The 22084-nt window shown below is 71.4% G+C and carries 21 protein-coding genes; 16 read left to right on the top strand and 5 right to left on the bottom strand.

The genetic code is table 11. The features are described 5' to 3' along the window. From Ato02nite_RS43990 to Ato02nite_RS43975, 4 genes are all read left to right on the top strand, one after another. Window positions 1-214: WCX domain-containing protein (locus Ato02nite_RS43990; RefSeq protein WP_246608094.1), on the top strand; the 214-nt coding region annotated here is incomplete at its 5' end. Window positions 215-408: 194 nt separating this feature from the next. Beyond that, window positions 409-957, top strand: a complete 549-nt coding sequence (ybiA, locus tag Ato02nite_RS43985) for a riboflavin biosynthesis intermediates N-glycosidase (protein ID WP_213012668.1) — start codon at window positions 409-411, stop codon at window positions 955-957. A gap of 5 nt (window positions 958-962) precedes the next feature. Further along, entirely contained in the window at window positions 963-1805 is an 843-nt protein-coding gene (locus Ato02nite_RS43980; protein ID WP_213012667.1) for an LLM class flavin-dependent oxidoreductase, read from the top strand. An 84-nt stretch (window positions 1806-1889) separates the two neighbouring features. Next, the gene (locus Ato02nite_RS43975; RefSeq protein ID WP_213012666.1) at window positions 1890-2645 is read left to right on the top strand and encodes an SGNH/GDSL hydrolase family protein; all 756 of its coding nucleotides are present in this window, start codon (window positions 1890-1892) and stop codon (window positions 2643-2645) included. Here the strand turns inward: Ato02nite_RS43975 and Ato02nite_RS43970 are convergent. Continuing rightward, window positions 2626-3171 (bottom strand): GNAT family N-acetyltransferase, encoded by a 546-nt coding sequence (locus tag Ato02nite_RS43970; protein WP_213012665.1) that lies wholly within the window; start codon window positions 3169-3171, stop codon window positions 2626-2628. The two genes, Ato02nite_RS43975 and Ato02nite_RS43970, sit on opposite strands and share 20 nt — an antisense overlap. 25 nt (window positions 3172-3196) lie before the next feature. Between Ato02nite_RS43970 and Ato02nite_RS43965 the strand changes: the two genes are divergently transcribed. Further along, the gene (locus Ato02nite_RS43965) at window positions 3197-4672 is read left to right on the top strand and encodes a beta-N-acetylhexosaminidase (protein ID WP_246608093.1); all 1476 of its coding nucleotides are present in this window, start codon (window positions 3197-3199) and stop codon (window positions 4670-4672) included. Here the strand turns inward: Ato02nite_RS43965 and Ato02nite_RS43960 are convergent. Continuing rightward, complete coding sequence (locus tag Ato02nite_RS43960; RefSeq protein WP_213012663.1) at window positions 4669-5874, bottom strand: cytochrome P450; 1206 nt, start codon at window positions 5872-5874, stop codon at window positions 4669-4671. The genes Ato02nite_RS43965 and Ato02nite_RS43960 overlap by 4 nt on opposite strands. Before the next feature lie 128 nt (window positions 5875-6002). Between Ato02nite_RS43960 and Ato02nite_RS43955 the strand changes: the two genes are divergently transcribed. Continuing rightward, entirely contained in the window at window positions 6003-7898 is a 1896-nt protein-coding gene (locus tag Ato02nite_RS43955) for a M48 family metallopeptidase (protein WP_246608092.1), read from the top strand. Between the two features lie 243 nt (window positions 7899-8141). Then, window positions 8142-8666, top strand: coding sequence for a hypothetical protein (locus Ato02nite_RS43950; protein ID WP_213012662.1), 525 nt, complete (start codon window positions 8142-8144; stop codon window positions 8664-8666). A gap of 245 nt (window positions 8667-8911) precedes the next feature. Here the strand turns inward: Ato02nite_RS43950 and Ato02nite_RS43945 are convergent, their stop codons facing one another. Together Ato02nite_RS43945 and Ato02nite_RS43940 are read right to left on the bottom strand one after the other, a co-directional pair. Beyond that, window positions 8912-9952: a hypothetical protein gene (locus Ato02nite_RS43945; protein WP_213012661.1), complete on the bottom strand. Its 1041-nt coding sequence runs from the start codon at window positions 9950-9952 to the stop codon at window positions 8912-8914. Window positions 9953-9966: 14 nt separating this feature from the next. Then, a complete protein-coding gene (locus Ato02nite_RS43940; RefSeq protein WP_213012660.1) occupies window positions 9967-10602 on the bottom strand; it encodes a hypothetical protein in 636 nt (211 codons plus the stop codon). Window positions 10603-10871: 269 nt separating this feature from the next. On the opposite strand from Ato02nite_RS43940, the gene Ato02nite_RS43935 reads away from it, so the two are divergent. From Ato02nite_RS43935 to Ato02nite_RS43920, 4 genes are read left to right on the top strand one after another with little or no spacing between them, the layout of a single operon-like run. Continuing rightward, window positions 10872-13736 (top strand): nitrate- and nitrite sensing domain-containing protein, encoded by a 2865-nt coding sequence (locus tag Ato02nite_RS43935; protein WP_246608091.1) that lies wholly within the window; start codon window positions 10872-10874, stop codon window positions 13734-13736. Continuing rightward, window positions 13733-14155, top strand: a complete 423-nt coding sequence (locus Ato02nite_RS43930) for a roadblock/LC7 domain-containing protein (RefSeq protein ID WP_213012659.1) — start codon at window positions 13733-13735, stop codon at window positions 14153-14155. Before Ato02nite_RS43935 ends, Ato02nite_RS43930 begins: the two co-directional genes overlap by 4 nt. Further along, window positions 14145-14531 (top strand): DUF742 domain-containing protein, encoded by a 387-nt coding sequence (locus tag Ato02nite_RS43925; protein WP_213012658.1) that lies wholly within the window; start codon window positions 14145-14147, stop codon window positions 14529-14531. The genes Ato02nite_RS43930 and Ato02nite_RS43925 overlap by 11 nt, the downstream gene beginning before the upstream one ends. Further along, the gene (locus Ato02nite_RS43920) at window positions 14512-15108 is read left to right on the top strand and encodes a GTP-binding protein (RefSeq protein ID WP_213012657.1); all 597 of its coding nucleotides are present in this window, start codon (window positions 14512-14514) and stop codon (window positions 15106-15108) included. The genes Ato02nite_RS43925 and Ato02nite_RS43920 overlap by 20 nt, the downstream gene beginning before the upstream one ends. Here Ato02nite_RS43920 and Ato02nite_RS43915 read toward each other — a convergent pair whose 3' ends face one another. After that, entirely contained in the window at window positions 15109-16662 is a 1554-nt protein-coding gene (locus tag Ato02nite_RS43915; protein ID WP_213012656.1) for a BTAD domain-containing putative transcriptional regulator, read from the bottom strand. Window positions 16663-16804: 142 nt separating this feature from the next. Here Ato02nite_RS43915 and Ato02nite_RS43910 point away from each other — a divergent pair, with 142 nt between their 5' ends. The 5 genes from Ato02nite_RS43910 (at window position 16805) to Ato02nite_RS43890 (ending at window position 21914) form a co-directional block, all read left to right on the top strand. Continuing rightward, window positions 16805-17608: a hypothetical protein gene (locus Ato02nite_RS43910; protein WP_213012655.1), complete on the top strand. Its 804-nt coding sequence runs from the start codon at window positions 16805-16807 to the stop codon at window positions 17606-17608. 67 nt (window positions 17609-17675) lie between these two features. After that, window positions 17676-18230: a hypothetical protein gene (locus Ato02nite_RS43905; RefSeq protein WP_213012654.1), complete on the top strand. Its 555-nt coding sequence runs from the start codon at window positions 17676-17678 to the stop codon at window positions 18228-18230. A 31-nt stretch (window positions 18231-18261) separates the two neighbouring features. Then, window positions 18262-19314, top strand: a complete 1053-nt coding sequence (locus Ato02nite_RS43900) for a lactonase family protein (protein ID WP_213012653.1) — start codon at window positions 18262-18264, stop codon at window positions 19312-19314. 239 nt (window positions 19315-19553) lie between these two features. Continuing rightward, window positions 19554-21254: a VWA domain-containing protein gene (locus Ato02nite_RS43895; RefSeq protein WP_213012652.1), complete on the top strand. Its 1701-nt coding sequence runs from the start codon at window positions 19554-19556 to the stop codon at window positions 21252-21254. Window positions 21255-21434: 180 nt separating this feature from the next. After that, window positions 21435-21914, top strand: coding sequence for a MarR family winged helix-turn-helix transcriptional regulator (locus Ato02nite_RS43890; protein WP_213012651.1), 480 nt, complete (start codon window positions 21435-21437; stop codon window positions 21912-21914). Window positions 21915-22084 lie beyond the last annotated feature (170 nt).

Raw genomic sequence — 22084 nt, 5'->3', positions numbered from 1 at the left:
CGCTCCCGCGCAGGCCGCTCCGGCCCCGGACGGCGTGTCCGTGCCCGACGGCGGTGAGGCTGAGATGTGCCGGCTGCGGATGACCGTGGACGATCTGACCTGGCCCGTCATGGTGCTCGGCGTGATGGGTGCGCCCTTCACCATCGAGTCGCCGCCGGAACTGCGCGACCGCGCTCGCGCGGCCGGCGAGGCCCTGCTGCGCGGCACCGCCTGACCGGCGTCTCCCGAACCGGCGTCAGGCTTTGGACGGATCGGCGCCCCCGTGGCGCCGATCCGCACGAGAAACTTATCGACCGCCTACGACATTTTCCGGCGGCTAATAAGCCAATCCTTATATAAGAATCGACAGATTCGACGACGCCACCGCGGGGTCCGGAAATCGGATGCGGTGGGCGGGAGAATGGGCCGGTGGACAATCTGCCGAGCTCTGCCGACGACCTGATCGCCCTCGGCGGGCGGGTCAAATATCTGCTGTTCTGGGGGCATCGCGCGCAGCGGGACGGCAGTGTCGGGGCCGGCTGCCTGAGCCAGTGGTGGCCGGTCGAGTTCACGGTGGACGGTGTCCTCTTCCGTAGCGCGGAGCACTACATGATGTGGCGCAAGGCCATGCTGTTCGGCGACGAGGAGACGGCCGGCCGGATCGTCCGGGCCGGGCATCCGCGGGACGCCAAGATGCTGGGCCGCGGGGTGGCCGGCTTCGACGAGCCGACCTGGGTTCAGCAGCGCTTTCCGATCGTGGTCGAGGCGAGCCGGCACAAGTTCGGGCAGCATGCCGACCTGCGGGCGTGGCTGCTCGGCACCGGCGACCGGGTGCTGGTGGAGGCGAGCCCGACCGACCGGATCTGGGGGATCGGCCTGCCCGCGGCCGACCCGCGGGCCACCGACCCGGCGCGCTGGGAGGGCCTCAATCTTCTGGGTTTCGCACTGATGCGGGCGCGCGCCGACCTGGCAGAGTGAGCCTCATGACTACCCTCGGAGCCATCGCGCTGCCGCAGAACCCGCCGGAAAAGCTGCGCGCGATCGCGCAGGCCGCCGACACGGCCGGCCTCGAGGAGCTGTGGCTCTGGGAGGACTGCTTCCTCAGCGGCGGTGTCGCGGCGGCCGCGGCCGCGCTCGCCTGGACCGAAAACCTCAAGGTCGGCATCGGCATCATGCCCACGCCGTTTCGGAACGTTGCGCTGTGCGCCATGGAGGTGGCGGCGCTGAGCCGCATGTCCGGCGGCCGGGCGCTGCCCGGCATCGGCCACGGCGTACAGGAATGGATGGGCCAGGTGGGTGCCCGCGCGGCGTCGCCCCTCACGCTTTTGAGGGAGTACGGCGTGGCGCTGCGTTCCCTGCTGAGCGGCGAGACGGTGACGACCCAGGGGCGGTATGTGAAGCTCGAAGGCGTGCGGCTGGACTGGCCGCCCGAGCAGGTCCCGCCGATCTATGTGGGGGCGACCGGCCCCAAGACTCTCGCGCTGGCCGGCCAGGTGGGTGACGGCACGGTCCTGACCGGCGGCACGTCCCCGGCCGGGGTGTCGGCGGCGCTGAAGCACATCGCCGGCCCGGCCTCGCACGAACTTGTCCTGTTCGTCCCGGCGGCGTTCGGCCCGGACGGCACCGATCGCCTACTGGCCCAGCAGAAGGCGTACGGCATCGACGTCCCCGGTGTGTCCGGCACCCCGGAGGAGATGGCGGCCGGCCTGCGCGAGTTCATCGACGGCGGTGCCACCAAGCTGATCCTTCAGCCGACCGTCGACGAACCGGACCCGGTCGATTTCGTGGTGCGGGTCGCCGAGCAGATTCGTCCCCTGATCGACTGACCGGGCGACGCACGTCACGTGTCGCCCGATCCGGCCGGGGCCGTTCGATAGCCTCGGCATTGTGGTGATCAAGGAGGACTTGTGGTGACGCGTTACGTCGCGATCGGGGACAGCTACACCGAGGGCCTCGGCGACACCCTGCCGGACGGCACCGAGCGTGGCTGGGCCGACCTGGTCGCCTCCGGCCTGGCGGCCGCGCAGAACGAACCGGTCGAGTACGCGAACCTGGCCATCCGCGGCCGGCTGCTGGGGTCGATCGTCGGCGAGCAGCTGGATGCCGCGCTGTCGTTGTCGCCGGCCCCGACGATGCTGTCGCTGGCCGGCGGCGGCAACGACATGATGCGCCCGGGCAGCGACATGTCCCGGCTGGTCGAGATGACCGAGCGGGCGTTGCGGCGGTGCGCCGACGCCGGGGTCAAGGTGGTGCTGCTCAGCGGCGCCGACCCGTCGGCCCGGTTGCCGTTCGGCAGCATGATGAACCGCCGCGGTGAGGAGTTGACCTCCGCGGTGGCGAAGTTCGCCGGCAATTACGGCGTCACCTTCGTCGACGTCTTCCACGACCAGGAGATCCGCCGGGCCGGTTACTGGTCGGCGGACCGCCTGCATCTGAACTCGGCCGGCCACCGCCGGGTCGCCGGCCTGGTGCTGAGCGCGCTGGGGCACCCCACCGAGGCACACGTGATCGACTCCGGCCCGGCCGAGCGTCGTGGTGTGCTGGCCGAAGCCCGTTACTACCGCGAGCATGTCCTGCCCTGGCTCAACCGCCGCCTCCGCGGTCAGTCGTCGGGCGATGACCGCACCGGAAAGTACCTCGACTGGATCAAGGTAGAAGCGGCCTGAGGCGTACGTGGTCGTCGTGCCACACGTCGCCGACCAGGAACCGTTTCACCCCGATGACCTCAAAGCCCTGCTTGGTGTAGAACTTCGCGGCCCGCTCGTTGCGCTGGTTGACGCCGAGCCAGCAGAACTCCGCGCCGGTGGCGGCGGCCTCGGTGAGCGTGGCCGCCATCAGTGCCGCGGCCGCGCCGGAGCCGTGCCGGTCCGGTGCCAGGTAGAACTTGCTCAGCTCGATGCTGGACTTCGCGCCCGCGCCGGCCACGGTCGCCGCCACCTCCAGGTCGGCGATCGGCCCGCCGGCCAGCATCGAATAGCCCACCGGCACCCCGTCCGCCTCGGCGACCAGGATGATCCGCTCCGGGTCGGCGAGATAGCCGCGGAAGCTGTCCTCGGACAGGTTTTTCGCGATGAACGCGTCGATGTCGCTCTGCAGCGTCCCAGGCGGGCAGGCCAGCCCGAACGTGAGCGCGGCGAGCTCGTGCAGGAGGGCGGCGTCGGAAAGGCCGGCGCGACGGGTCGTGATCGACATGGAAAGACAGTTTAAGGTTTCTCGCGTGCGCGCAACCTTGAGACGGCTCGGCGACGTCATTCCCCTTCCGGTTTCGGTACGGCCCGATCCGGCCGCGAACTTCCTGGTGTCTCCCACGGTGGCGGTGAGCGCCGACCCGGCGGCCGCGGACATCGCCGAGCAGCTGGCCAAGCTGCTGCGGCGAGCCACGGGCTTTCCCGTGCCGGTGACCGAGGCCGGCGGCTCGATCAAAATTCTGCTCGGGGGGTACGACAAGAACGAGGCCTACCGGGTCGATATCGCCGCGGAGGGCGTGACCCTCCGCGCCGCGACCGAGCAGGGCCTCTTCAACGGCCTGCAGACGCTGCGTCAACTGTTGCCGGCCGAGGGCCGCGGCATCGGCGAGATCACCCTGCCGGGCGGAACCATCGAGGACGAGCCGAGGTTCCCCTACCGCGGCACGATGCTCGACCTGGCCCGGCACTTCTTCACCCCGGACGAGATCAAGTCCTACCTCGACACGATCGTCCAGTTCAAGATCAACCACCTGCATCTGCATCTCAGCGACGACCAGGGCTGGCGCCTGGAGATCCCGGGCTGGCCTCGCCTGACCGAGGTCAGCGGCGGCGAGGGCACCGGCGTGGACGGCACCGGCGGCGGCTTCCTCACCACCGCGGAGTACGCCGACCTGGTCGCCTACGCCGAGCGCCGGTTCGTCACGATCGTTCCCGAGATCGACCTCCCCGGGCACGTCAACGCCGCCCAGGTCGCCTACCCCGAGCTGGCCCGCGACGGCGAGCAGCTCGCCCCGCGCACCGACGCCGAGGTCGGCTACAGCTCGCTGGACGCGAACCGGGAGGAGACGTACGCCTTCGTCGAGGACGTCATCCGCGAGGTGGCGGCCCTGACGCCCGGCCCGTTCCTGCACATCGGCGGCGACGAGGCGTTCTCCACCCCGCCCGAGGACTACCGCACCTTCCTGACCCGGGTCCTGCCGCTGCCCGGCAAGTACGGCAAGCGGGCGGTCGGCTGGCACGAGATGGCCGCGGTCGAGCTCCCGCCGTCCGCCGTGCCGCAGTACTGGCGGATCGAACCGGCCGACGACGGCGTCGCCCAGGCCGCCCGGGACGGTCACCAGGTGATCATGTCGCCGGCCGATCGCAGCTACCTGGACATGAAGTACGACAAGGACACCCCGCTCGGCCTCGACTGGGCCGGGGTGGTCGGGGTGGAACGCTCCTACGACTGGGACCCGGCCGACCGGCTGCCCGGCGTGGGGGAGGAGGCGCTGCTCGGCGTCGAGGCCCCGCTCTGGTCGGAGACCCTGCGCTCGCCGGCCGACATCGAGTTCATGGCGTTCCCGCGGCTCCCGGCGATCGCCGAGATCGGCTGGACCCCGCGGGCGGCCCGCGACTGGACGTCGTTCCGGGACCGGGTGGCCGCCTTCGGCCCGCGCTGGCACGCCCAGGGCGTCAACTTCCACCGCTCCCCGGAGATCGACTGGATCGACGAGGAGAGCTAACCCACGACGATGCGGGGGCCGTCGGCGACCCGGGCCGGGATGCGGGACAGGTCGATCGACAGGTCCTGCGGCGGCAGGTAGTACTCGAGGCGGGCCAGCCGCTGCGCGATCGTCTGGAGCACGGCGACGGTGATCTGCTCACCCGGGCAGCGATGCCCGGTGCGCGGGTCGCCGCCACCCTGCGGGATCAGTTCGAACTCGCCGACCGGCCGGTCGACGAAACGTTCCGGCCGGAACACGTACGGCTCCGGCCAGACCCGCTCGTCGTGGTGCTGGCCGTACACGTCGAGCAGGACCAGGCCGCCGCGCGGGATGTCGGTCCGCTGGAAGTACAGGTCGCGGGCGGCCCGCCCACCGAGGAACGGAACGAACGGGTAGAACCGCCGCACCTCGTGGACGAACGCGAGAGCGTACCGATCGTCGGCGAGCCGGGCCCGGATGCGCGGCTGCCGTTCCAGGGCGTGCGCCGCGAACGCGATCAGGTAGGTCACGGCGGTGGCCGGCCGGATGATGTTGATGACCTCGACGGCCGCGGTCCGCGCGTCCATCAGGTAACCGTCGGCCGTGTGGTGCGCGATCGCGGACAGCGGGCTCGGGCCGGGCTCGTCCCGCCGTACCTCCTCGATCAGCCGGGCCCATCGGTGCTCCCGCCGCCGCCGGGCCAGCCGGGCCCGCGCATGGCGCGGGCCGGCGGTCGCGAAACCATCGACCATCGCCACCATGTCCGAGGCCAGGGCGTCCGGGTCACGCTCTTCCCGCGGTACGCCGACCCAGCGGCCCACTGCTTCCGAGATGACCTTGGCAGTCTCGTCGAACAGATCGACCGACGGCCCACCCCGCCACCGGTCGGCCGCCTCGTCGAACGCCTCCCCGACGTGCTTGGCCAGGGTGTCCACCCCGTTGCCGAGCAGCAGCGCGACGAACAGCGCCTTGCGCAGCTCGTGCGCCCGCCCGTCGAGCGTGTGCACCGCGCCCCGGCCGAACAGCGTGTCGAGCACCGGTCCGGGGATCGCGCCGTGCCGCTCGATGTTGCCGGCCGTGTAGAAGAACTCGGCCGCGGTCGGCCCGCCGATCGCGACGGCCGGCCGGCCCAGCACCCGGATGGTCGCGGGCTGGCCGTGCGTTCGCCGCCGCAGATCCGGCAGCCAGGAGTACCCCTTGATCGGAATGGCGAGGGTCTGGTCGAGGCCCACCGTGGCCATCCGTATCCCCTTCCGTGACCGCCCGCGAGCAGGCGCGCAAAACTTCCTTAATTCTTCCCGCCACCGGACTCGGCGTCTGGCGTTTCTGTCGGTGGCCCGTTTTAGGCTGTGCCCCGTCCGGTTCGGTGGTGACGACGGAGGTCGGTGTGCACGACGGCAGCCATTCACGCTCCTCGGCGGTCAGGTTCGCCGGGTTCCTGCTGGTGGCGTGGCTGCAGGTGGTGGCGACGCTGCTCGCCGTGCTGCTCGTGCTGTCGTTGTTGCCCGGTGCGGCCGCGCTGCGGCTCGCCGTCCCGCTGGTCATCGCCACCTCCGGCCTGCTGTGGTGGGCCACGGTCCGGGCCCTGCGGCTGCGCCGCGCCACCCCGGCCGGTGTGCCGGTGACCAGGAAAGACGCGCCCGCGCTCTGGTCGATGATCGACGAGGCGGCCACTGCCGCCGGGGTCCGGCCGCCCGACGCGGTGACCGTGGTGGCCGGTGCGACCGTGACCCTCGCCGAGTACGCCCGGCTGGCCGGCCTGCTCGGCGGCCGGCGCGAGCTCTTCGTCGGCATGCCGGTCCTGCTGGCCTGGGACGAGGCGTGGCTGCGCGCCGCGGTCGCGCACGAGCTGGCCCACGGCACCCCGAAACTGGGCCGGTTCGCTCCGATGGCCTATCGGGGGCGGGCCGCGCTGGCCCGCATCGTGCCGCGCATTCCGCGCCGCAGCCCGGCCGGCCCGGTGCTCCGCGCCTACGCCCGGTGGTATGTGAAGGCCGACGCCCCGTTCGCCCGCGAGCAGGAGCTGGTCGCCGACCGCATCGCGGCCGAGTTCGCCGGTGGCCGGGCCGCCACCGGGGTGCTGCGCGACGCCCCCGCCCTCGAGGGCCTGCAACAGCTGTTCCACGCCGAATACCTCAGTCCCGGCTGGCAGGCCGGCGTGGTGCCGGACGACGTGTTCGGCGGTTTCCTGCGGGTGCTGGCCGCCCGGGCCGACGACCTGGCGCTGCTGCGCGCGGCCGAACCGGAGCCGGCCGGGGAGTGGGACCATCATCCGCCGCTGCCGGAGCGGCTGGCCGCACTGGCCGACCTCACCGTCGAGGGGCCGGAGCGGGCCGAGCCGGCTGCGGCCGGCGACCTGCTGCCCGAGCTGCCCAGCCTGGGCCGTGCGCTGCAGGCGGTGGCGTTCCCGCCGGCCGGGCGCACGGTGACCGGGTGGGACGACTTCTTCGGCGCGGCCCGGCTCGCCGAGATGGAGCGGGAGGCCGACGCGTCGCTGCGGGCCATCTCCCGGGTGGCCGGCTCGCCGGTGACCGGCGCGGCCGACGTGCTCGACCTCGCCGCCGACGGCCGGCTCCGCAAGATCGCCGAGACCGTCTTCGACGATCTGCCGGCCGAGGAGACCTCGGCCCGGATCGCCGAGCTGATCGCGCTGCTGCTGGCGCTGGCCGCGCTGCACGGCGGGGTGGCGCGCTGGCGGCACAGCTGGATGGGTACGGCCGAGGTGGTCGCGGCCGACGGTGCGCACCTCGACCTGACCGTCGCGGCCGAGCTGGCCGGCGACCCGGCCACGGTCGGCGAGGCGCGGGAGCGCATCGCCGCGATGGGCATCGACCCGGCCGCCGCCGCTCCGGTCGGCGAGGGTCGCCCGCAGCCCCGGGTGCCGGTGATCGGCGGGGTGGTCAACGTGCTGGTCGACGGCGTGCGCAGCGACCTGCTGATCGTCGAGACCGGCCTGGTGCTGGTGGCCGGCCTGCCCCGCTCACGCAACGGTGAGGCGAAACGGCGACTGAGCCGGTTGGCCACCGACGGGGTGCTGGCCGACGGCACCCCGGCCGGCGAGCCGTCGGTCGAGGGCGGCAGCCGGTTCGTGCCGTTCACCGACCTGGCCGGAGCGTCGGCGACCCGCAACGGCCGTCGTTCCTGGGCGATGGACCTGCGCGACGGCGGGTCGATCAACGTCCGCACGGCGCTCGACTCGGACGAGCTGCCCGGCGGCTGGACGGCCCTCGACGACGCTGTGGCGTTCCTCACCAGCACCCGCTGAGCAACGCGGCGTTCCCCGCCCGGCGCGTTCCAGACTGCGCACAAACCGACGCTGCCCGCTCTGAACTTCCGGACCAGCGGCTCCGTGACCCAGGAAGACCGTCTCATCCGCGACGAATGAGCAACTGAGCGATCACCTTGCGTCACAATGGCCTCAACGGTTGTTCGCTTCGCGTTTCCGGAAATGGGTAGTGATGTGCGGGGATGCGGCCGGATGATCGGGTTGACACGGGGGAGGTCACTGATGGAACGGGGACCGACGGCGCTCTTCTGGGCGATCGTCGCGGTGGGGATCGGTCCGGCGATGTGGTTGGGGGTCCGGCTCGGCGCGGTCGAGGTCGCGCCGTCGAACAATCCAGCCGTCGTCGGCGAACGCACTTCCGGCCCGGACCGCCTGGTGGGCGGCACGGGCGCGGGCGACAGCCCGCTCGATGACCCGGCCGTCAACGCCACCCCTCGCGGCAGGGTTCTGCCGCTGACCTCATCGGCGTCACCGTCACCGTCCGCCGCCACGAGCACCTCGCCGTCCCCGCTGGGCACCACGTCGGCGACCGCGAGCACCGAGCCCAGCACCGAGCCGCCGACCACCGCGCCCACCGAGTCCACGACCACCCCCACCACCCCGCCGACCGAGAACACCACCGCGCCCACCGAGGCCCCCGACCCACCGACCGGCGGCGCCGAAGACCCGACCGACCCGACCGGCGAATCCAACCTGAGCGAAAGCGGCGACACCGGCGGCATGGCCGCCGGCTCCGCACAGCACTGACCCGCCGGCTCCGCCCAAGGTTGACCCACTGGCTTCGAAGAATGGCCGACCCGGAAGGGTCGGCCATTTCTGCTGGTCAGAGCGACGGCAGTGGGACGGCAGTGAATCGGCAGCGGTGATCGGGCTACGCCGGGCCCGTCGGGCGGTGGCGAGGTTCCGCGGGCGGCGGCTCGGCGGGTGGCGCGGTCCACTCCGGGGACGAAAGAAGGGGAGCCGGGAGGGCTCCCCTTCTGCCGGCCGATCGATCAGAGGCCGGTCAAGCGGTTGAGCAGGTCGCGGTAGCCGCGCAGCTGGACGCGCAGCTGCTCGGTGTCGTCGGAGTCGCCGGCGAGGGAGTCCTTCTGCGAGGTCAGCGCCGCGGTCAGCTTGTCGACCGCCTCGCCGACCAGGGTGGCGGCCTCGGCGGTGGCCTCCTTGGGGCTGTCCACGAAGCGCAGCTGGATGTCCCGGAACCGCTCGGCGAACGAGTCACCGTCGGTGAAGAGCCGGTCCAGCGGCGCGGCCGGCACGCTGCCGGGGGTAGCGCCGACGGGCACGGCCGCCACCACCGGGGTCTCCTCGGCGTTGTGGTCGTCCTCGGTGTCGAGGGCGGGTACCGGCTCGGGGTCGACGGCGACCGGCGCCCCGTTGATCTCGGACTTCGGCTCGTCGTCGGCGGCCGGCTCGTCGGTGAGGGGCTCCTCGACCACGGCGTCCGGTTCCCCGTCGCCGTCCCGGTCCTCCACCGCGTGGTCCGCCACGTCGCGATCCTGGTCGTCGTCGCGGTCCTCGTCGGAGATCGGCTCGCCGGTGGCCGGCTCGACCGCCTCGGGGCTGTCGAACGTACCTTCGTCCTTGATCGTCTCGTCCTCGGACTTGACGGTGTCGTCGTCGGTGTCGACGGTGTCGACGGTGTCGTCCTCGGACCGGAGGGTGTCGTCACCGTTCTCGGAGGTCGAGTGGGTCACGGTGCCGTCCGGGCCGTAGGTGGTGGTGATCGGCTCGGAGAGGCGCTCGACCTCGGGCTCGTCCGAGTCCGAAGAGTCCGAAGAGGTCCGGTCCCGGTCGGCGAGCTCGTCGGTGGTGATGCTGTCGGACGGCTCGTCGGTGGGACGGTGGTCGTCATCGTCGGTGGTCGACGAGTCGCGGTGCTGCGGCTCGTGGAAGTCCGGCGTCGAGTCGCCCGGGGTGTCGTTCCACGGCGAGCCGGCGCGCTGCTGCGGCACGGCCACCGGGTCGGACGTCGCCACGTCCGAGCGGTCGTAACCGGGGTCGTTCTCTTTGGCCTCGTTGGAGAAGAACTTCATGGCAGGTGACTCCCTCAGCGGCTCTTGTCGGGGGCGGCGTCGGAGTCGGCGGCCGTACGGGGAGCAGTCGCCGGCTCATCGTCGGGATCGGATGTAGTAGTACCAGGATTCGTCGACACCGCGGAGGTGCCGAGCAGGTCGGCGAAGAGCGCCCGGTAGTGCACCAGCGCCTGCCGAAGGTCCTCGGTGCTGGCCGAGCCACTCGTGTTCCGTTCACTGATCTCGTGCGCGTCGCGGTAGTGCTGCAGCGTGCTGGCGTGCTCGACGGACAGCACACCGAGCTGCTCGTCGTACTCGCCGGTGGGGTAGCCGCGCTCGGAGATCAGCTGGGTGACCAGTTCGTCGGCGGTGCCGACGGCCTCGGACGGGGTGTCCACGAACTGGATCTGAAGCTCTTCCCACGCGGCCCGGTACTTTGCCTGCGACTCCGGGCTGAGCTCCTTGAGCTCCAGCTCGGCGTGCCGCTTCTCCCGGTCGCGCAGTTCCTTCTCGGCCTCGGTGCGGTTGCCGGTGTCGGCCACCACGCGGTCGTACTCCGGCCCGAAGGTGCTCTGCAGCTTCTTTCGTCTGCCGGCCTGCACGCCGTACACGATCGCGGCGATGACCACCAGGATGACGATGATCAGGACGATGGTGAGTATGGGGGACATCGGCCTCCTCCTTCTTCATTGCCGGTATTCCCACTCACTGCCGGTCGTCAATCCCCTTTCACCGGTTCCGCAGCGTGTTGTTGCGGCTCTGTCACATGAACGACTGTGGGAGCGCGCTCTCCGAGATGCCAATGTCCCTGGACAAATAGGACAGTTAACACATATTTCTATTCCTGGACGGTGGCTCCGGTTGAAGGTTTTACGTATTCTCGCGAAGGCGCACGCGGTCGGTGACGCCCTGCAGCTTGCCAACCCTCGGGCGGAGCCTGATGAGAACCCGCAACTGGTCGATCCGTTCGAAGATCATCACCATGGTGACGGTCCCACTCGTTGCGCTGCTCGCACTGTGGATCTTCGCGACCGCGCTGACCGCCGGGCCGGCTCTCAACCTGCTCTCCGCGCGCTCGCTCGCCGACAGCGTGGGCAACCCGGGCGAGGTCATCATCGGCGAGCTCCAGCGGGAACGCCGGCTCACCGTGCAGTTCCTGGCCGACACGAGTGCCTCGGTCGGCTCGCTCACCCAGCAGCGCGCCGCCACCGACCGGGCGATCGCCGACTTCCGCACCGCGGCCGAGGGCGGCGACGCCTGGCGGGACGCGAGCGAGACCCTGCGGCACCGCATCGAGCAGGTCTTCACCGAGATCAACACCCTGGCCGCGCAGCGCCGGCACGTCGACCGCCGCGAGCTCGACCCGATCGGTGCGCAAAACCTCTACAACGGCATGATCCAGTCCGGCTTCGACATGTTCGCGGCCACCGCCACCTTCCCGGACGACGAGATCGACCGGCAGATCCGCGCGCTGTCCACGGTCGGCCGCGGTCAGGAATACCTGAGCCGGGTCGACTCGCTGCTGGCCGCCGTGACGGTGACCGGCCAGTTCACCGACGAGCTGCGGATGGCGATGGTGCAGGACGTGGGCACCGCCCGGTTCCTGCTCGCCCAGGGCGTCGAGGACATGCCCGAGGCGAGTCGCGCGCAATACCAGGAACTCTCCGGCGGTGACGCGTTCGTCCAGCTCAACCGCATGATGGACCGCCTGATCGTGCAGAGCCGGTCGGGCCAGCTCTCGCCGGTCGGCGCGGACAGCTGGCACCCGGCCTTCGAGAAGTCCGCCCAGCAGTTGCGCGACTTCGAGAACGACGCGATCGACGCGCTCGCCGACCGCGCCGCCTCGCTGGCCCTGACCATCGTCCTGAAGCTGCTGCTGGCCGCGCTGCTCGGCCTGATCGCCTTCGTCGTCTCGGTGACCGTTTCGGTCAAGGTGGGCCGGTCGATGGTCGGCCGGCTGCGGCGGCTGCGCGGTGAGGCGCTCGAGATGGCCACCGAGCGACTGCCCAACGTGGTGCGCCGCCTCCAGCGCGGCGAGAACGTCGACGTCGACGTCGAAACACCCCCGCTGGAGTACGGCAAGGACGAGATCGGCCAGCTCGGCCACGCGTTCAACGACGTGCAGCGTACGGCCGTGCAGTCCGCGGTCGAGGAGGCCAACGTCCGGCGCGGCCTCAACGAGGTGTTCCTCAACATCGCCCGGCGCAGCCAGACGCTGCTGCACCGCCAGCTTGCCCTGCTCGACCGGATGGAGCGCCGCGAGACCGAGCCGCAGGAGCTCGAGGACCTCTATCGCGTCGACCACCTCGCCACCCGCATGCGGCGGCACGCCGAGGACCTGGTCATCCTGGCCGGCGCCGCACCCGGCCGCGGCTGGCGCAACCCGGTTCCGGTGATCGACGTGGTCCGCGGCGCGATCAGTGAGGTCGAGGACTACAAGCGGATCGACATCCGCTCGATCGAGTCTTCGGCGGTGCTGGGCCGGGCCGTCGGTGACGTCATCCACCTGCTCGCCGAGCTCCTGGAGAACGCCACCTCCTATTCGCCGCCGCACACCCGGGTCCAGGTCTCCGGCCAGGTGCTGCCCAACGGCTACGCGATCGAGATCGAGGATCGCGGTCTCGGCATGACCCACGACGCGATCGACGAGGCGAACCGCCGCCTGGTCGAGCCGCCCGACTTCGACCCGGCCGACAGCGCCCGGCTCGGCCTGTTCGTGGTGGCCCAGCTGGCCAACCGGCACGGCATCCGGGTCTCGCTGCGCCAGTCCGCCTACGCCGGGGTGACCGCGATCGTGCTGGTCCCCGGCGAGCTGGTGGTCACCGGCCCCGGCCCGGCCGAGTTGCCGGCCGGCCCGGACCGCCCGCTGGTCGGTTCGGGCACCCAGGACCCGTCCCGCCGCTCGCTGGCCGCGCTGCAGTGGCAGGGCACCGAGCAGCTGCGCGAGATCACCGCCACCGGGCAGCCGATCACCATCAACGGCATGGTCACCGCGGTTCCGGAGGTGGAGGCACCGAAGACCGCCGAGCCGCGGAAGATCCCGGCCCCGCGGGAGAGCCCCGAGGTCGTGCCGAGCAGGCCGGTGCCGGCGTCGGTCCCGGACGGTCTCAGCGCGGACGGGCTGGTGCAGCGCCGCCGCGTACGCCGCCCGGCCGATCTCGCCGAGAGCACCAAGACCCGCGAGAGCACCAGGTCCCGGCCGAAGCGCGGCGTCGCCGCGGTGTCGCCCACGTCGTCCGCGCCGCTGTACCCCGGCGTCCACCCGCCGGTGTCCTCGCCGGCCGCGCCCACCTCGGCGGCCCCGATGTTCGCGGCGCCCACGTCGGCCCCGCCCACGCAGCCGCGGCCGGCCGAGCCGGTGGCCGAACCGGCGGCCGAGCCGGACGAGGCGACGGCCACCGAGGACGGTCTGCCCAAGCGGGTCCGGCAGGCCAACCTGGCGCCGCAGCTGCGCCACCCGGTCGCGATCGAGCCGGACGAGCCGACCCTCCCGCTACGCTCGCCCGAGCAGATCCGCAGCATCATGAGCGCTCTTCAGCTCGGCACTACCCGCGGACGCATCGAAGCATCTAAATTCGTTGGCAAATCTTCATCTGAAGATCGCCCGAAGCCGGAGAAAGAGGGCAACGAGGCATCTCCCGGCGGTCCATCCTTCGCGGATGCGGCTACCGTCAGTTTCCCGGCGATCGTGAACGTCGCGGTCGCCAACGGGGAGGCAGCAACACTCCGGGGCAACGACGCGGCCGCCGACCGCACCGACGGCCCCGAGCACGAAGTGACCAGGCCGGAAGAGGACACAAAGTGACGCAGACGACCAACCAGAGCGCGAACCTCACCTGGCTCCTCGACGACCTTGTCGAGCGGGTGCCCACCGCGCAGCAGGCGGTGGTGCTGTCGGCCGACGGGCTGTTGATGGGCGCTTCCGCGGGCCTGAAGCGGGAGGACGCGGAGCATCTGTCGGCGATGGCGGCCGGCTTCCAGAGCTTGGCCAAGGGCGCGAGCCGGCATTTCCGGGCCGGGCCGGTGCGGCAGACGGTGGTCGAGATGGAGTCGGCCTTCCTCTTCGTCACCGCCGCCGGCCAGGGCGCGTGCCTGGCCGTGCTGGCGGCCAGCGACGCCGATCTGGGCCTGATCGCCTATGAGATGGCGATGCTGGTCACCCGGGTCGGCCAGAACATGAGCGCGCCGGAACGCGCCGCGGTGGCACCCTCCGATGCCGGCTGACTCGCCCGGCCTGGCGCACGACTGGCTCGATCACGACGCGGGCCCGGTGGTGCGGCCCTACGCGGTGACGCAGGGCCGGGTGGCGCCGACCGGCGGCGAGATCGACATGCTGGCGTTCGTGGTGGCGACCGCGCCCGTGGACCATCGGGGTGCGCGGTTGCAGCCGGAGCACGACGCCATCGTGGCCGCCGCCTGGGAGCCGATCCCGGTGGTCGAACTGGCCTCGACCCTCGACCTGTCGGTCGGCGTGGTCCGGGTCCTGCTGGGTGATCTACGCTCGGCAGGGCTCATCTCGATGCACGAACCTCAAGCGGCCTCCCGGTCGCACGACGTCGATGTACTCAAGGCGGTTGTCAATGGACTCCGTGCGCTCTGACCGTAACGGCGCGTCGTCGCGCATCCCGGTCGCGCTCAAGATCCTGATTGCCGGTGGCTTCGGCGCCGGCAAGACCACCATGGTGGGGTCGGTCAGCGAGATCCGTCCGCTGCAGACCGAGGAGGTCCTCACCGGTGTCTCCGGCGCCGACAGCGTCGACGGCGTGGAGGGTAAGACCACCACGACCGTGACGATGGACTTCGGCCGCATCACCATCACCGAGGACCTGCAGCTCTACCTCTTCGGCACGCCCGGGCAGGACCGCTTCTGGTTCCTCTGGGACGAGCTGTCGCAGGGTGCGCTCGGTGCCGTGGTGCTGGCCGACACCCGCCGGCTGGCCGACTGCTTCCCCTCGATCGACTACTTCGAGCAGCGGGGCACGCCGTTCGTGGTGGCGGTCAACTGCTTCGAGGAGCAGCGCTTCGCCGCCGACGCGGTGGGCCGGGCGCTCGACCTCGACCCGGGGGTCCCGGTGGTGCTCTTCGACGCGCGCGAGCCGCTGGGCGCCCGCAATGTCCTGATCGAACTGGTGGAGTATGTGGCTCGCCGCCAGCTGACGTCGGCCGGTTCCCGCTGATCAGCGCGGCGGCGGCCACGCCGCCATCGCCGGGGCCGGTCCCGGCGGGAGGCAGATGAGCCGAGCGGCGAGCTTGCGGACGGTACGCGCGTCGGCCAGTCCCCGGCTCACCAGGTCCTCCGGGCGGTAGAACGGGCCGTACGTCTGCCGGTGCCGCTCGATCTCGAGGCACTGGGCCAGCGGCAGCCGGGCGATCCGGGCCAGGTCCGGCCCGCTGAGCTGGTTGAGGTCGATCAACCCGCCGTCGTCGAACATGCGCATCGGCAGGTCGGGCCGGCCGATGCCCACCTCCCGGGCCCGGTCGGGGGCGAAGGCGGCGAACTGGCGGGCCTGTTCGCGCAGCTGGAAGCCGTCCGACCGGACCGCCACGATCACCCCGTGCAGCGCCGAGCCCAGCACGAGCGACCCGAAGAACAGCATGCCGATGTTGTCGCTGGTGGTGACCTCGTCGCTGTCCAGGCTCCCGCTTGGGTCGATGAGGACAAGAACCACGAATCCGACCGCGAACAGGACGAAGTAGACGGCGGCCACCACGAACTGCCACCACTGGCGACGTCGGATCCCCGCGTATACGAAGTAGACCCAGCTGGCGACGCTGCAGGTCAGCAGCGGCGCAGCGAGGGCAAAGATGATCTCCAGAGCGATGTTGTTGCTCCGGCGGGCCGGTGGCAGGTGAATCGGCGGTCCCGCGGCCGGGTGGATCGGGATCGAAACGGGCATCGGGACCGGCGTGGGCGCGGCACGGTAGGTGGGTTCCGACCGCTGCGCGGGGATGACGGCCGGTGAGATCGGCGCATCGTTGCGCAGGATCGTGAGGTGGGCGGCCCGCATCCGCTCGCCCGGCTCGGCGCCGACCTCGTCGAGGAAGAACTCCCGGGTGTTCTGGTAGAAGGCGAGCGCCTCGGCCTGCCGGCCGACCCGGTGCAGGGCCAGCATCTGCTGCACCCGCAGCCCTTCGCGCAGCGGGAACTCCTCGATCAGCCGGGCCAGTTCCGGGATCAGCGCATCGGCCCGTCCCTGGGCCAGTCCGAGCTCGGCCCAGCGTTCCCAGGCGGTGGCGCGGGCGTCGGCCAGCCGGGTGCGCGCCGCGTCGAAGACCGGCCCGGTGAGCCCGGCGAGCGCCTCGCCCCGCCACAGCGCCAGCCCGGCGCGCAGTGTGGCGGAGGCCTCGGCGGCCGACCCGGCAGCCTGCTCGGCCTCGGCCCGGGTGAGCGCGGCCTGGAAGTCGTCGGCGTCCACCGCGCCCTCGGCGCGCAGGACGTAGCCGCTGCCGGTGAGGGCGAGCAACTCGCCGGGGGTGCGCGGCGCTCGTTCCGGGTCGAGCACCCGGCGCAACCCGGCCACGTATTTCTGGACGACGTTGGCGCCGTTCTCCGGCGGATCGTCGCCCCACACGGCGTCGACGATCTGGTGGGTGGGCACCGGGCGGCCGGCCTGCAGCAGCAGCACGGCCAGCACTGCCTGCTGTTTGGCCGGCCCGAGGGGGAGTGCGACGCCGCCTCGCAACACCCGCACCTCGCCGAGGATCTCGAAGCGAAGCGCCGTGCCGATCACCCCGCACCCCCCTGGCCTGCGCTGACGTCACTGCGGCAGCGGTACCGCAGAGGGCAGCAGCATAACGGCAGCGGATAGGGTGCCGCCCTCGTCCAGTCTGTGATCCGTCGGCTAGGACACACCACCCGCAGAAAGAACGACCATGACTACTGCACGCTTCACGCACCTCGCCACTTTTGCCACGGTTACCGCAGTTTCTGCCGTCACGCTCACCGCCTGCGGCGCAAGCACCGATTCGGTGACGCCCGCTACCGAGGCCGCCGCCAGCACCGCCGCCGAACCGCGTGAGGTACTTCTCAACGCGGTGCCCGGCGCGGACGCCCCGCCCTACACCTACAAGGTGAAGGGCAGCGAGACTCCGGTTTCCGGCGTCGTCGACGGGCCGGCCGAGGCCATCGAGGTCAACATGGCCGAGGAGATCAAGGAAGCCAACACCACGCTGAAGATGGACTTCCGGGTGCTGGGCGAGAAGGGCTGGGTGCGGATCGCGTTCAGCCCGCGCGTGGCCGGCCTGCCGAAGTTACCGAAGAAGTGGATGCTCCTCGACCAGACGAAGATGACCGACAAATCGATCTTCGAAGAGGGGCAGGAGCTGGACCCGGGCTATGCCGGGCTGCTCGTGGAGAACGCCACCGGCCTCAAGGAGACCTTGGCCGGACATTTCACCGGCACCACCGACCTGACCAAGGCCGACGCCGCGGAGATCGTCGACGCGGCCGGCATCAAGGCCATGGGGGCCGCGGCCACCAAGGCGCCGTTCACCGCGGTCGTCGACGGCGGTCATCTGACCAGCCTGGTCGTCAAGATCCCGGCGGCCGGCAAGACCAAGGCCCACGACTACACGGTCAGTTACACCGGCTACGACTCCACGGCGAAGCTGGCCGAGCCGGCCGCCGGCGAGCAGCAGAAGGCTCCCGCCGCGGCCTACGAGTTCCTGAACGGCTGATCCGGGGGGATGAGGCGGTCGCGCGGGGTCACGGGGCCCGCGCGGCCGCCGACCGGATTGGGGAACCGTGATCGACTGCACCCTCTGCGGCCGTCCGGTGCTCGGCCTGGTCGGCCACGACTGGACGGCCCTGCCCTGGATGGTGGCCCCTGGCACCGGCGTACTGCCCGGTCCCTGCCACGTCGAATGCCTCCGGGAGCGCGGCGCGGCCCGTAGCTGGGCGGCGGCCGTCGAGGCGTACCACCTGAAGCGCTGGCCGCACTGGCTGGCCGGCGCCGGATGGCGGCTGCACAGCAGCCGCGCCGCCCGGCGCTTCCATCTCTGGCGGTCCGACGGCGGCCTGGCCTCCTTCCCGTACGCCGCGCTGGCCGTCCCGTCGTTCCGGATCCGCACACCGCTGGCGGAGGCCGGCACCGCGCTCGCCGCCGCGCTGCTGACCGCGATGGGTGCCGACCGGGCCCCGCTGCCCCGGCTGATCGGCCGGCTGGGGCTGACCGACCGCTACCCGTTCGTCGAGGGCACCGTCACGCTGCGCGGGAATTTCCTGGTGGCGGACCATCCGCTGAGCCTGACCAGCTCCTGCGTCCGCGCGGCCCGGCAACTCGCCGCGGAAGCCATCTGAGGAATCCGCCCGGATGTGGTGGGATCTCACCATGGGTTCCCACGCTGAGTTCGTCTTCGTCGGTGGCTACACGGGTGACAAGGGCGGTGAGGCCGAGGGCATCGGCCTGCTGCGCCGTGACCCGGCCTCGGGTGTCCTGACCCGCCTCGGCGTGGCGGCCCGCACTCCGTCACCGTCCTTCCTCGCCCAGCACCCGACGCTGCCGATCCTGTACGCGGTGAACGAGCTCGAGGCCGACGGCACGATCAGCGCGTTCACGGTGGCCGCGGACGGCGAGCTGACCCCGCTGTCGATCCAGCCGACCGGCGGTTCCGACCCCGCCCATCTCTCGGTCACCGCGGACGGCCGCTATCTCCTGGTCGCCAACTACACGTCCGGCTCGGTCGCGGTGCACCCGCTCGACCCGGAGGGCGCTCCCGGCGAGCGCACCGACCTGGTCGACCTCGAGGGCAGCGGCCCCGACCCGGAGCGGCAGCGCGGCCCGCACGCGCACATGGTGGTCGAGGACCGCACCGGCATCCTGATCGCCGACCTGGGCTCCGACCGGGTGTGGCGGTGCCGGCTCGACCCGGTCAGCGGCCGGCTGACCATGCTCGCCCCGGCGGTGACCGCGAAGCCCGGGACCGGCCCGCGCCACCTGCGCGTCGCCCCGGACGGCACGCTGCTGCTGGTGGGCGAGCTGGCGGCGAACCTCACGTGGTACCGCCCGGCGGCCGACGGTTCGCTGGAGCTGGCCGGCGAGGCGCCGGTGAGTGACCAGGACGGCCCGACCTATCCGGCCGAGATCGTCTGCGGCCGGGACGGCCGGTTCGTCTACGTCGCCAACCGGGGTCCGAACACCGTGACGACGTTCGCCTGGGACGGCGACGACGCGGTGAAGATCGCCGAGACGCCCACCGGCGGGGAGTGGCCACGGCACATGATCCTGCTCGGGGATCACCTCTATGTAACCAATCAATTGTCACACAGCGTTACAACGCTTAGGATCGATCCCGAGTCCGGCATCCCGCTGCCGCAGGGGGAGCCGATGGCCGAGGCCAGCCCCACCTGCCTACTGCGCTGGACATCGACGTCGATCAGATGATTCGCGAGATAGGGCGATCAACACCCTTGCGACGAATCGCCAAAAACCGGTCAGACGCCCGTACTGATCGAGATGGCGCCACTACCCAAGGTCACTTTGTCGGGCACCTGACCTAATCTGAGTAACTTTCCGCCAAACGTATATGGCGCTCGGCTCTGGCGATGCGCACTATAGAGCGCGTGTCAGGTCGCCATCGTCGAAACTTCAATTTCCGAGGAGCGGGCGTAGTTGGAGCCGCGATGGCAATCGTCGTCGTGCTTGCCGGGTCTTACCTGGGCTACCAACAACTCTCCGACTCCGGGTGCTCCGGTTCAGTCAAGTTGACCGTCGCTGCCGCGCCGGAGATCGCTCCTGCCGTCGAACAGACTGCGCAGAAGTGGATCCAGGACGGCGCGAACGTCAACGGGACCTGTGTCGCTGTCGCCGTGACTCCGGTGAACCCGGCGACCATGGCCGCTGCCGTGGCAAGCGAGCACAAGGTCACGCTGACCGGGCTCGGCGCCGCCCCCGAGTCGGTGAAGGTTCCCGACGTCTGGATCGCGGACTCGTCGACCTGGCTGCTGCGCCTCAAGACCGAGGCGCCGGGCTTCGTGCCCACCGACGGCAAGCCGGTCGCGCAGAGCCCGGTCGTGGTGGCCATGCCGCAGCCGATCGCCGAGCAGGTCGGCTGGCCCAACAAGAAGCTCAGCTGGAAGGACCTGCTCGGTCAGGTCACCACCAGCACCCAGATGCGCGTCGGCGTGGTCGACCCGGCCCGCGACGCGGCCGGTCTCGCCGGTCTGCTCGCGCTCGGCCAGGCGGCCGGCACCGGCCAGTCGGCCCAGGCCGCCAAGGTCGGGGCGATCAAGGCGCTGGCCCAGTCCTCCTCGGCACTGCGCGACGACCTCCTCCAGAAGTTCCCGCACTCCGGGGACGCCAACGACATCGCGACCAGCCTCAGCGCTGCACCGTTGTCCGAGGAGGACGTGATCGCGTACAACGCCGAGAAGCCGCCGGTCGCTCTGGTCGCGCTCTACCTCGACCCGAGCCCGATGTCGCTCGACTACCCGTACGCGATCATGCCGGAGGTCGACCTGCAGAAGTCGGCCGCCGCCACCGGGCTGCGCCAGCAGCTGCAGACCGCGTCGTTCAAGAACGCGCTGGCCGGCGCGGGCCTGCGGTCCCCGGACGGCTCGGCCGGTTCCGGCTTCGCCGCTCCGCTCGGCGCGCCGGACGCGTCGCCGGCCGTCAGCACCAGCGCCGGTGCCAAGTCGGAGGGCGGCACCGCCGCGTCCGGCCTGGACGCCAGCGCGGTCAGCCAGGTGCTCGGCAGCTGGGCCGCGATCACGCTGCCCGGCCGGGTGCTCGCCGTCTTCGACGTCTCCGGCTCGATGCTCGAGAAGGTGCCCACCGCCGGTGGCGCCGACCGGGCCGCGGTCACGCGAGGTGCGGCCTCCGGTGGTCTGGCGCTCTTCGACGACAAGTGGGCCGTCGGCGTGTGGCTGTTCTCCACCGAGATGGACGGGAAGAAGCCGTACAGGGAGATCGTGCCGATCAGCCCGCTCTCCTCGAACCGGCAGAAGCTGCAGGACTCGATCAAGCAGATCGTGCCGAAGAAGAGCGGCCAGACCGGTCTCTACGACACCCTGCTCGCGGCCTACCAGAACGTTCAGAACTCCTGGCAGCCCGGCAAAATCAACTCGGTGATCCTGTTCACCGACGGCGAGGACAGCAAGGAAGGCATCACGCAGCAGGCCCTGGTGGCCAAGCTGAAGGCGCTGAACGACCCGAAGCGCCCGGTCCGCGTGGTGATCGTGGGTATCGGCACCGGCGTCAACCGCCAGGAGCTCGAGACCATCGTGAAGCCGACCTCGGCGGGCGGCGTCTTCATCGCCGAGGACCCGGCGAAGATCGGCGAAATCTTCCTCGAGGCGATCGCCTCCCGCTCCGGGGCGAATTAAACCCCGATATCCGTACGAGGCAACGGCCGTTACCTACTGGGTAGCGGCCGTTGCTGCCGCTCGCGGCCGCCTGCTTCCGGGAATGGCCGGGCCGCTGCCGCGACTCGCGGCAACGTCCGTACGTCGCGCGCCCCCGGAAGCATCCTGTCGCGGCGCGCGCAAGGTAGTCTCTGCTGCACCATGGCGGTTCACGACGGCCCGGATCCGACGCACGCGGCGGCGATCGACGACGCTGCGCAAGCCCTGCTGTCCGCTTGGGACCAAGCTCGCGAGCAGGTCACCCCGCGGCTGTCCTGGGCCCAGCTCAACGCCCTGCTCACGGTCGAGCGCTCCGAGGGTCTCAACCTGGGTGGCCTGGCCGCCGAGATGAATATGCTGCTCTCCTCGGCCAGCCGGCTCTGCGACCGCCTGGTCGCCGCCGGCATGGTCGAGCGCGTCCCGGGCCGGGCCGACCGGCGCGAGATCGCCCTCTACCTGACCCCGTCGTCCCGTTCCCTGCTGGCCGAGCTCCGCCGCACCCGCCGCCTGGCGCTGTCGGCGACGCTGGAGAAGATGTCCGTCGCCGGCCGCGCGGCGCTGCTGCGCGGCCTCTCCGAGTTCGCCTCGGCCGCGGCCGACGAGAGTTCGGGCGAGGGCACCGCCTCGGCCCGCACGGCGTAAGCAACCCGCGCCGCGCAAGCCGCCCGCGCCCGCGTAAGCAACCCGCGCCGCGCAAGCAACCCGCGGCGCGCAAGCCGTCCGCACCGCGTAAGCCGCCCGCGGCGGCCCGTCCGCCTGGCGCGGCTCGCCGCACCCGGCGCGGCCGAGCTCGGAAGCACGCGCCGGCGAAA

Origin of the sequence: Paractinoplanes toevensis (assembly GCF_018332695.1) — a bacterium.
Classification (GTDB): domain Bacteria; phylum Actinomycetota; class Actinomycetes; order Mycobacteriales; family Micromonosporaceae; genus Actinoplanes; species Actinoplanes toevensis.
Note: the sequence above shows the minus strand (reverse complement) of the source record. Positions and strands in the feature narration are given on the sequence as shown.

Excerpts from the sequence above, each read along its gene's own strand:
- Ato02nite_RS43980 (WP_213012667.1), top strand. The coding sequence starts at position 963 with ATGACTACCCTCGGAGCCATCGCGCTGCCGCAGAACCCGCCGGAAAAG.
- Ato02nite_RS43970 (WP_213012665.1), bottom strand. The coding sequence starts at position 3,171 with ATGTCGATCACGACCCGTCGCGCCGGCCTTTCCGACGCCGCCCTCCTG.
- Ato02nite_RS43960 (WP_213012663.1), bottom strand. The coding sequence starts at position 5,874 with ATGGCCACGGTGGGCCTCGACCAGACCCTCGCCATTCCGATCAAGGGG.
- Ato02nite_RS43950 (WP_213012662.1), top strand. The coding sequence starts at position 8,142 with ATGGAACGGGGACCGACGGCGCTCTTCTGGGCGATCGTCGCGGTGGGG.
- Ato02nite_RS43945 (WP_213012661.1), bottom strand. The coding sequence starts at position 9,952 with ATGAAGTTCTTCTCCAACGAGGCCAAAGAGAACGACCCCGGTTACGAC.
- Ato02nite_RS43940 (WP_213012660.1), bottom strand. The coding sequence starts at position 10,602 with ATGTCCCCCATACTCACCATCGTCCTGATCATCGTCATCCTGGTGGTC.
- Ato02nite_RS43935 (WP_246608091.1), top strand. The coding sequence starts at position 10,872 with ATGAGAACCCGCAACTGGTCGATCCGTTCGAAGATCATCACCATGGTG.
- Ato02nite_RS43925 (WP_213012658.1), top strand. The coding sequence starts at position 14,145 with ATGCCGGCTGACTCGCCCGGCCTGGCGCACGACTGGCTCGATCACGAC.
- Ato02nite_RS43920 (WP_213012657.1), top strand. The coding sequence starts at position 14,512 with ATGGACTCCGTGCGCTCTGACCGTAACGGCGCGTCGTCGCGCATCCCG.
- Ato02nite_RS43910 (WP_213012655.1), top strand. The coding sequence starts at position 16,805 with ATGACTACTGCACGCTTCACGCACCTCGCCACTTTTGCCACGGTTACC.
- Ato02nite_RS43900 (WP_213012653.1), top strand. The coding sequence starts at position 18,262 with ATGGGTTCCCACGCTGAGTTCGTCTTCGTCGGTGGCTACACGGGTGAC.
- Ato02nite_RS43895 (WP_213012652.1), top strand. The coding sequence starts at position 19,554 with ATGGCAATCGTCGTCGTGCTTGCCGGGTCTTACCTGGGCTACCAACAA.
- Ato02nite_RS43890 (WP_213012651.1), top strand. The coding sequence starts at position 21,435 with ATGGCGGTTCACGACGGCCCGGATCCGACGCACGCGGCGGCGATCGAC.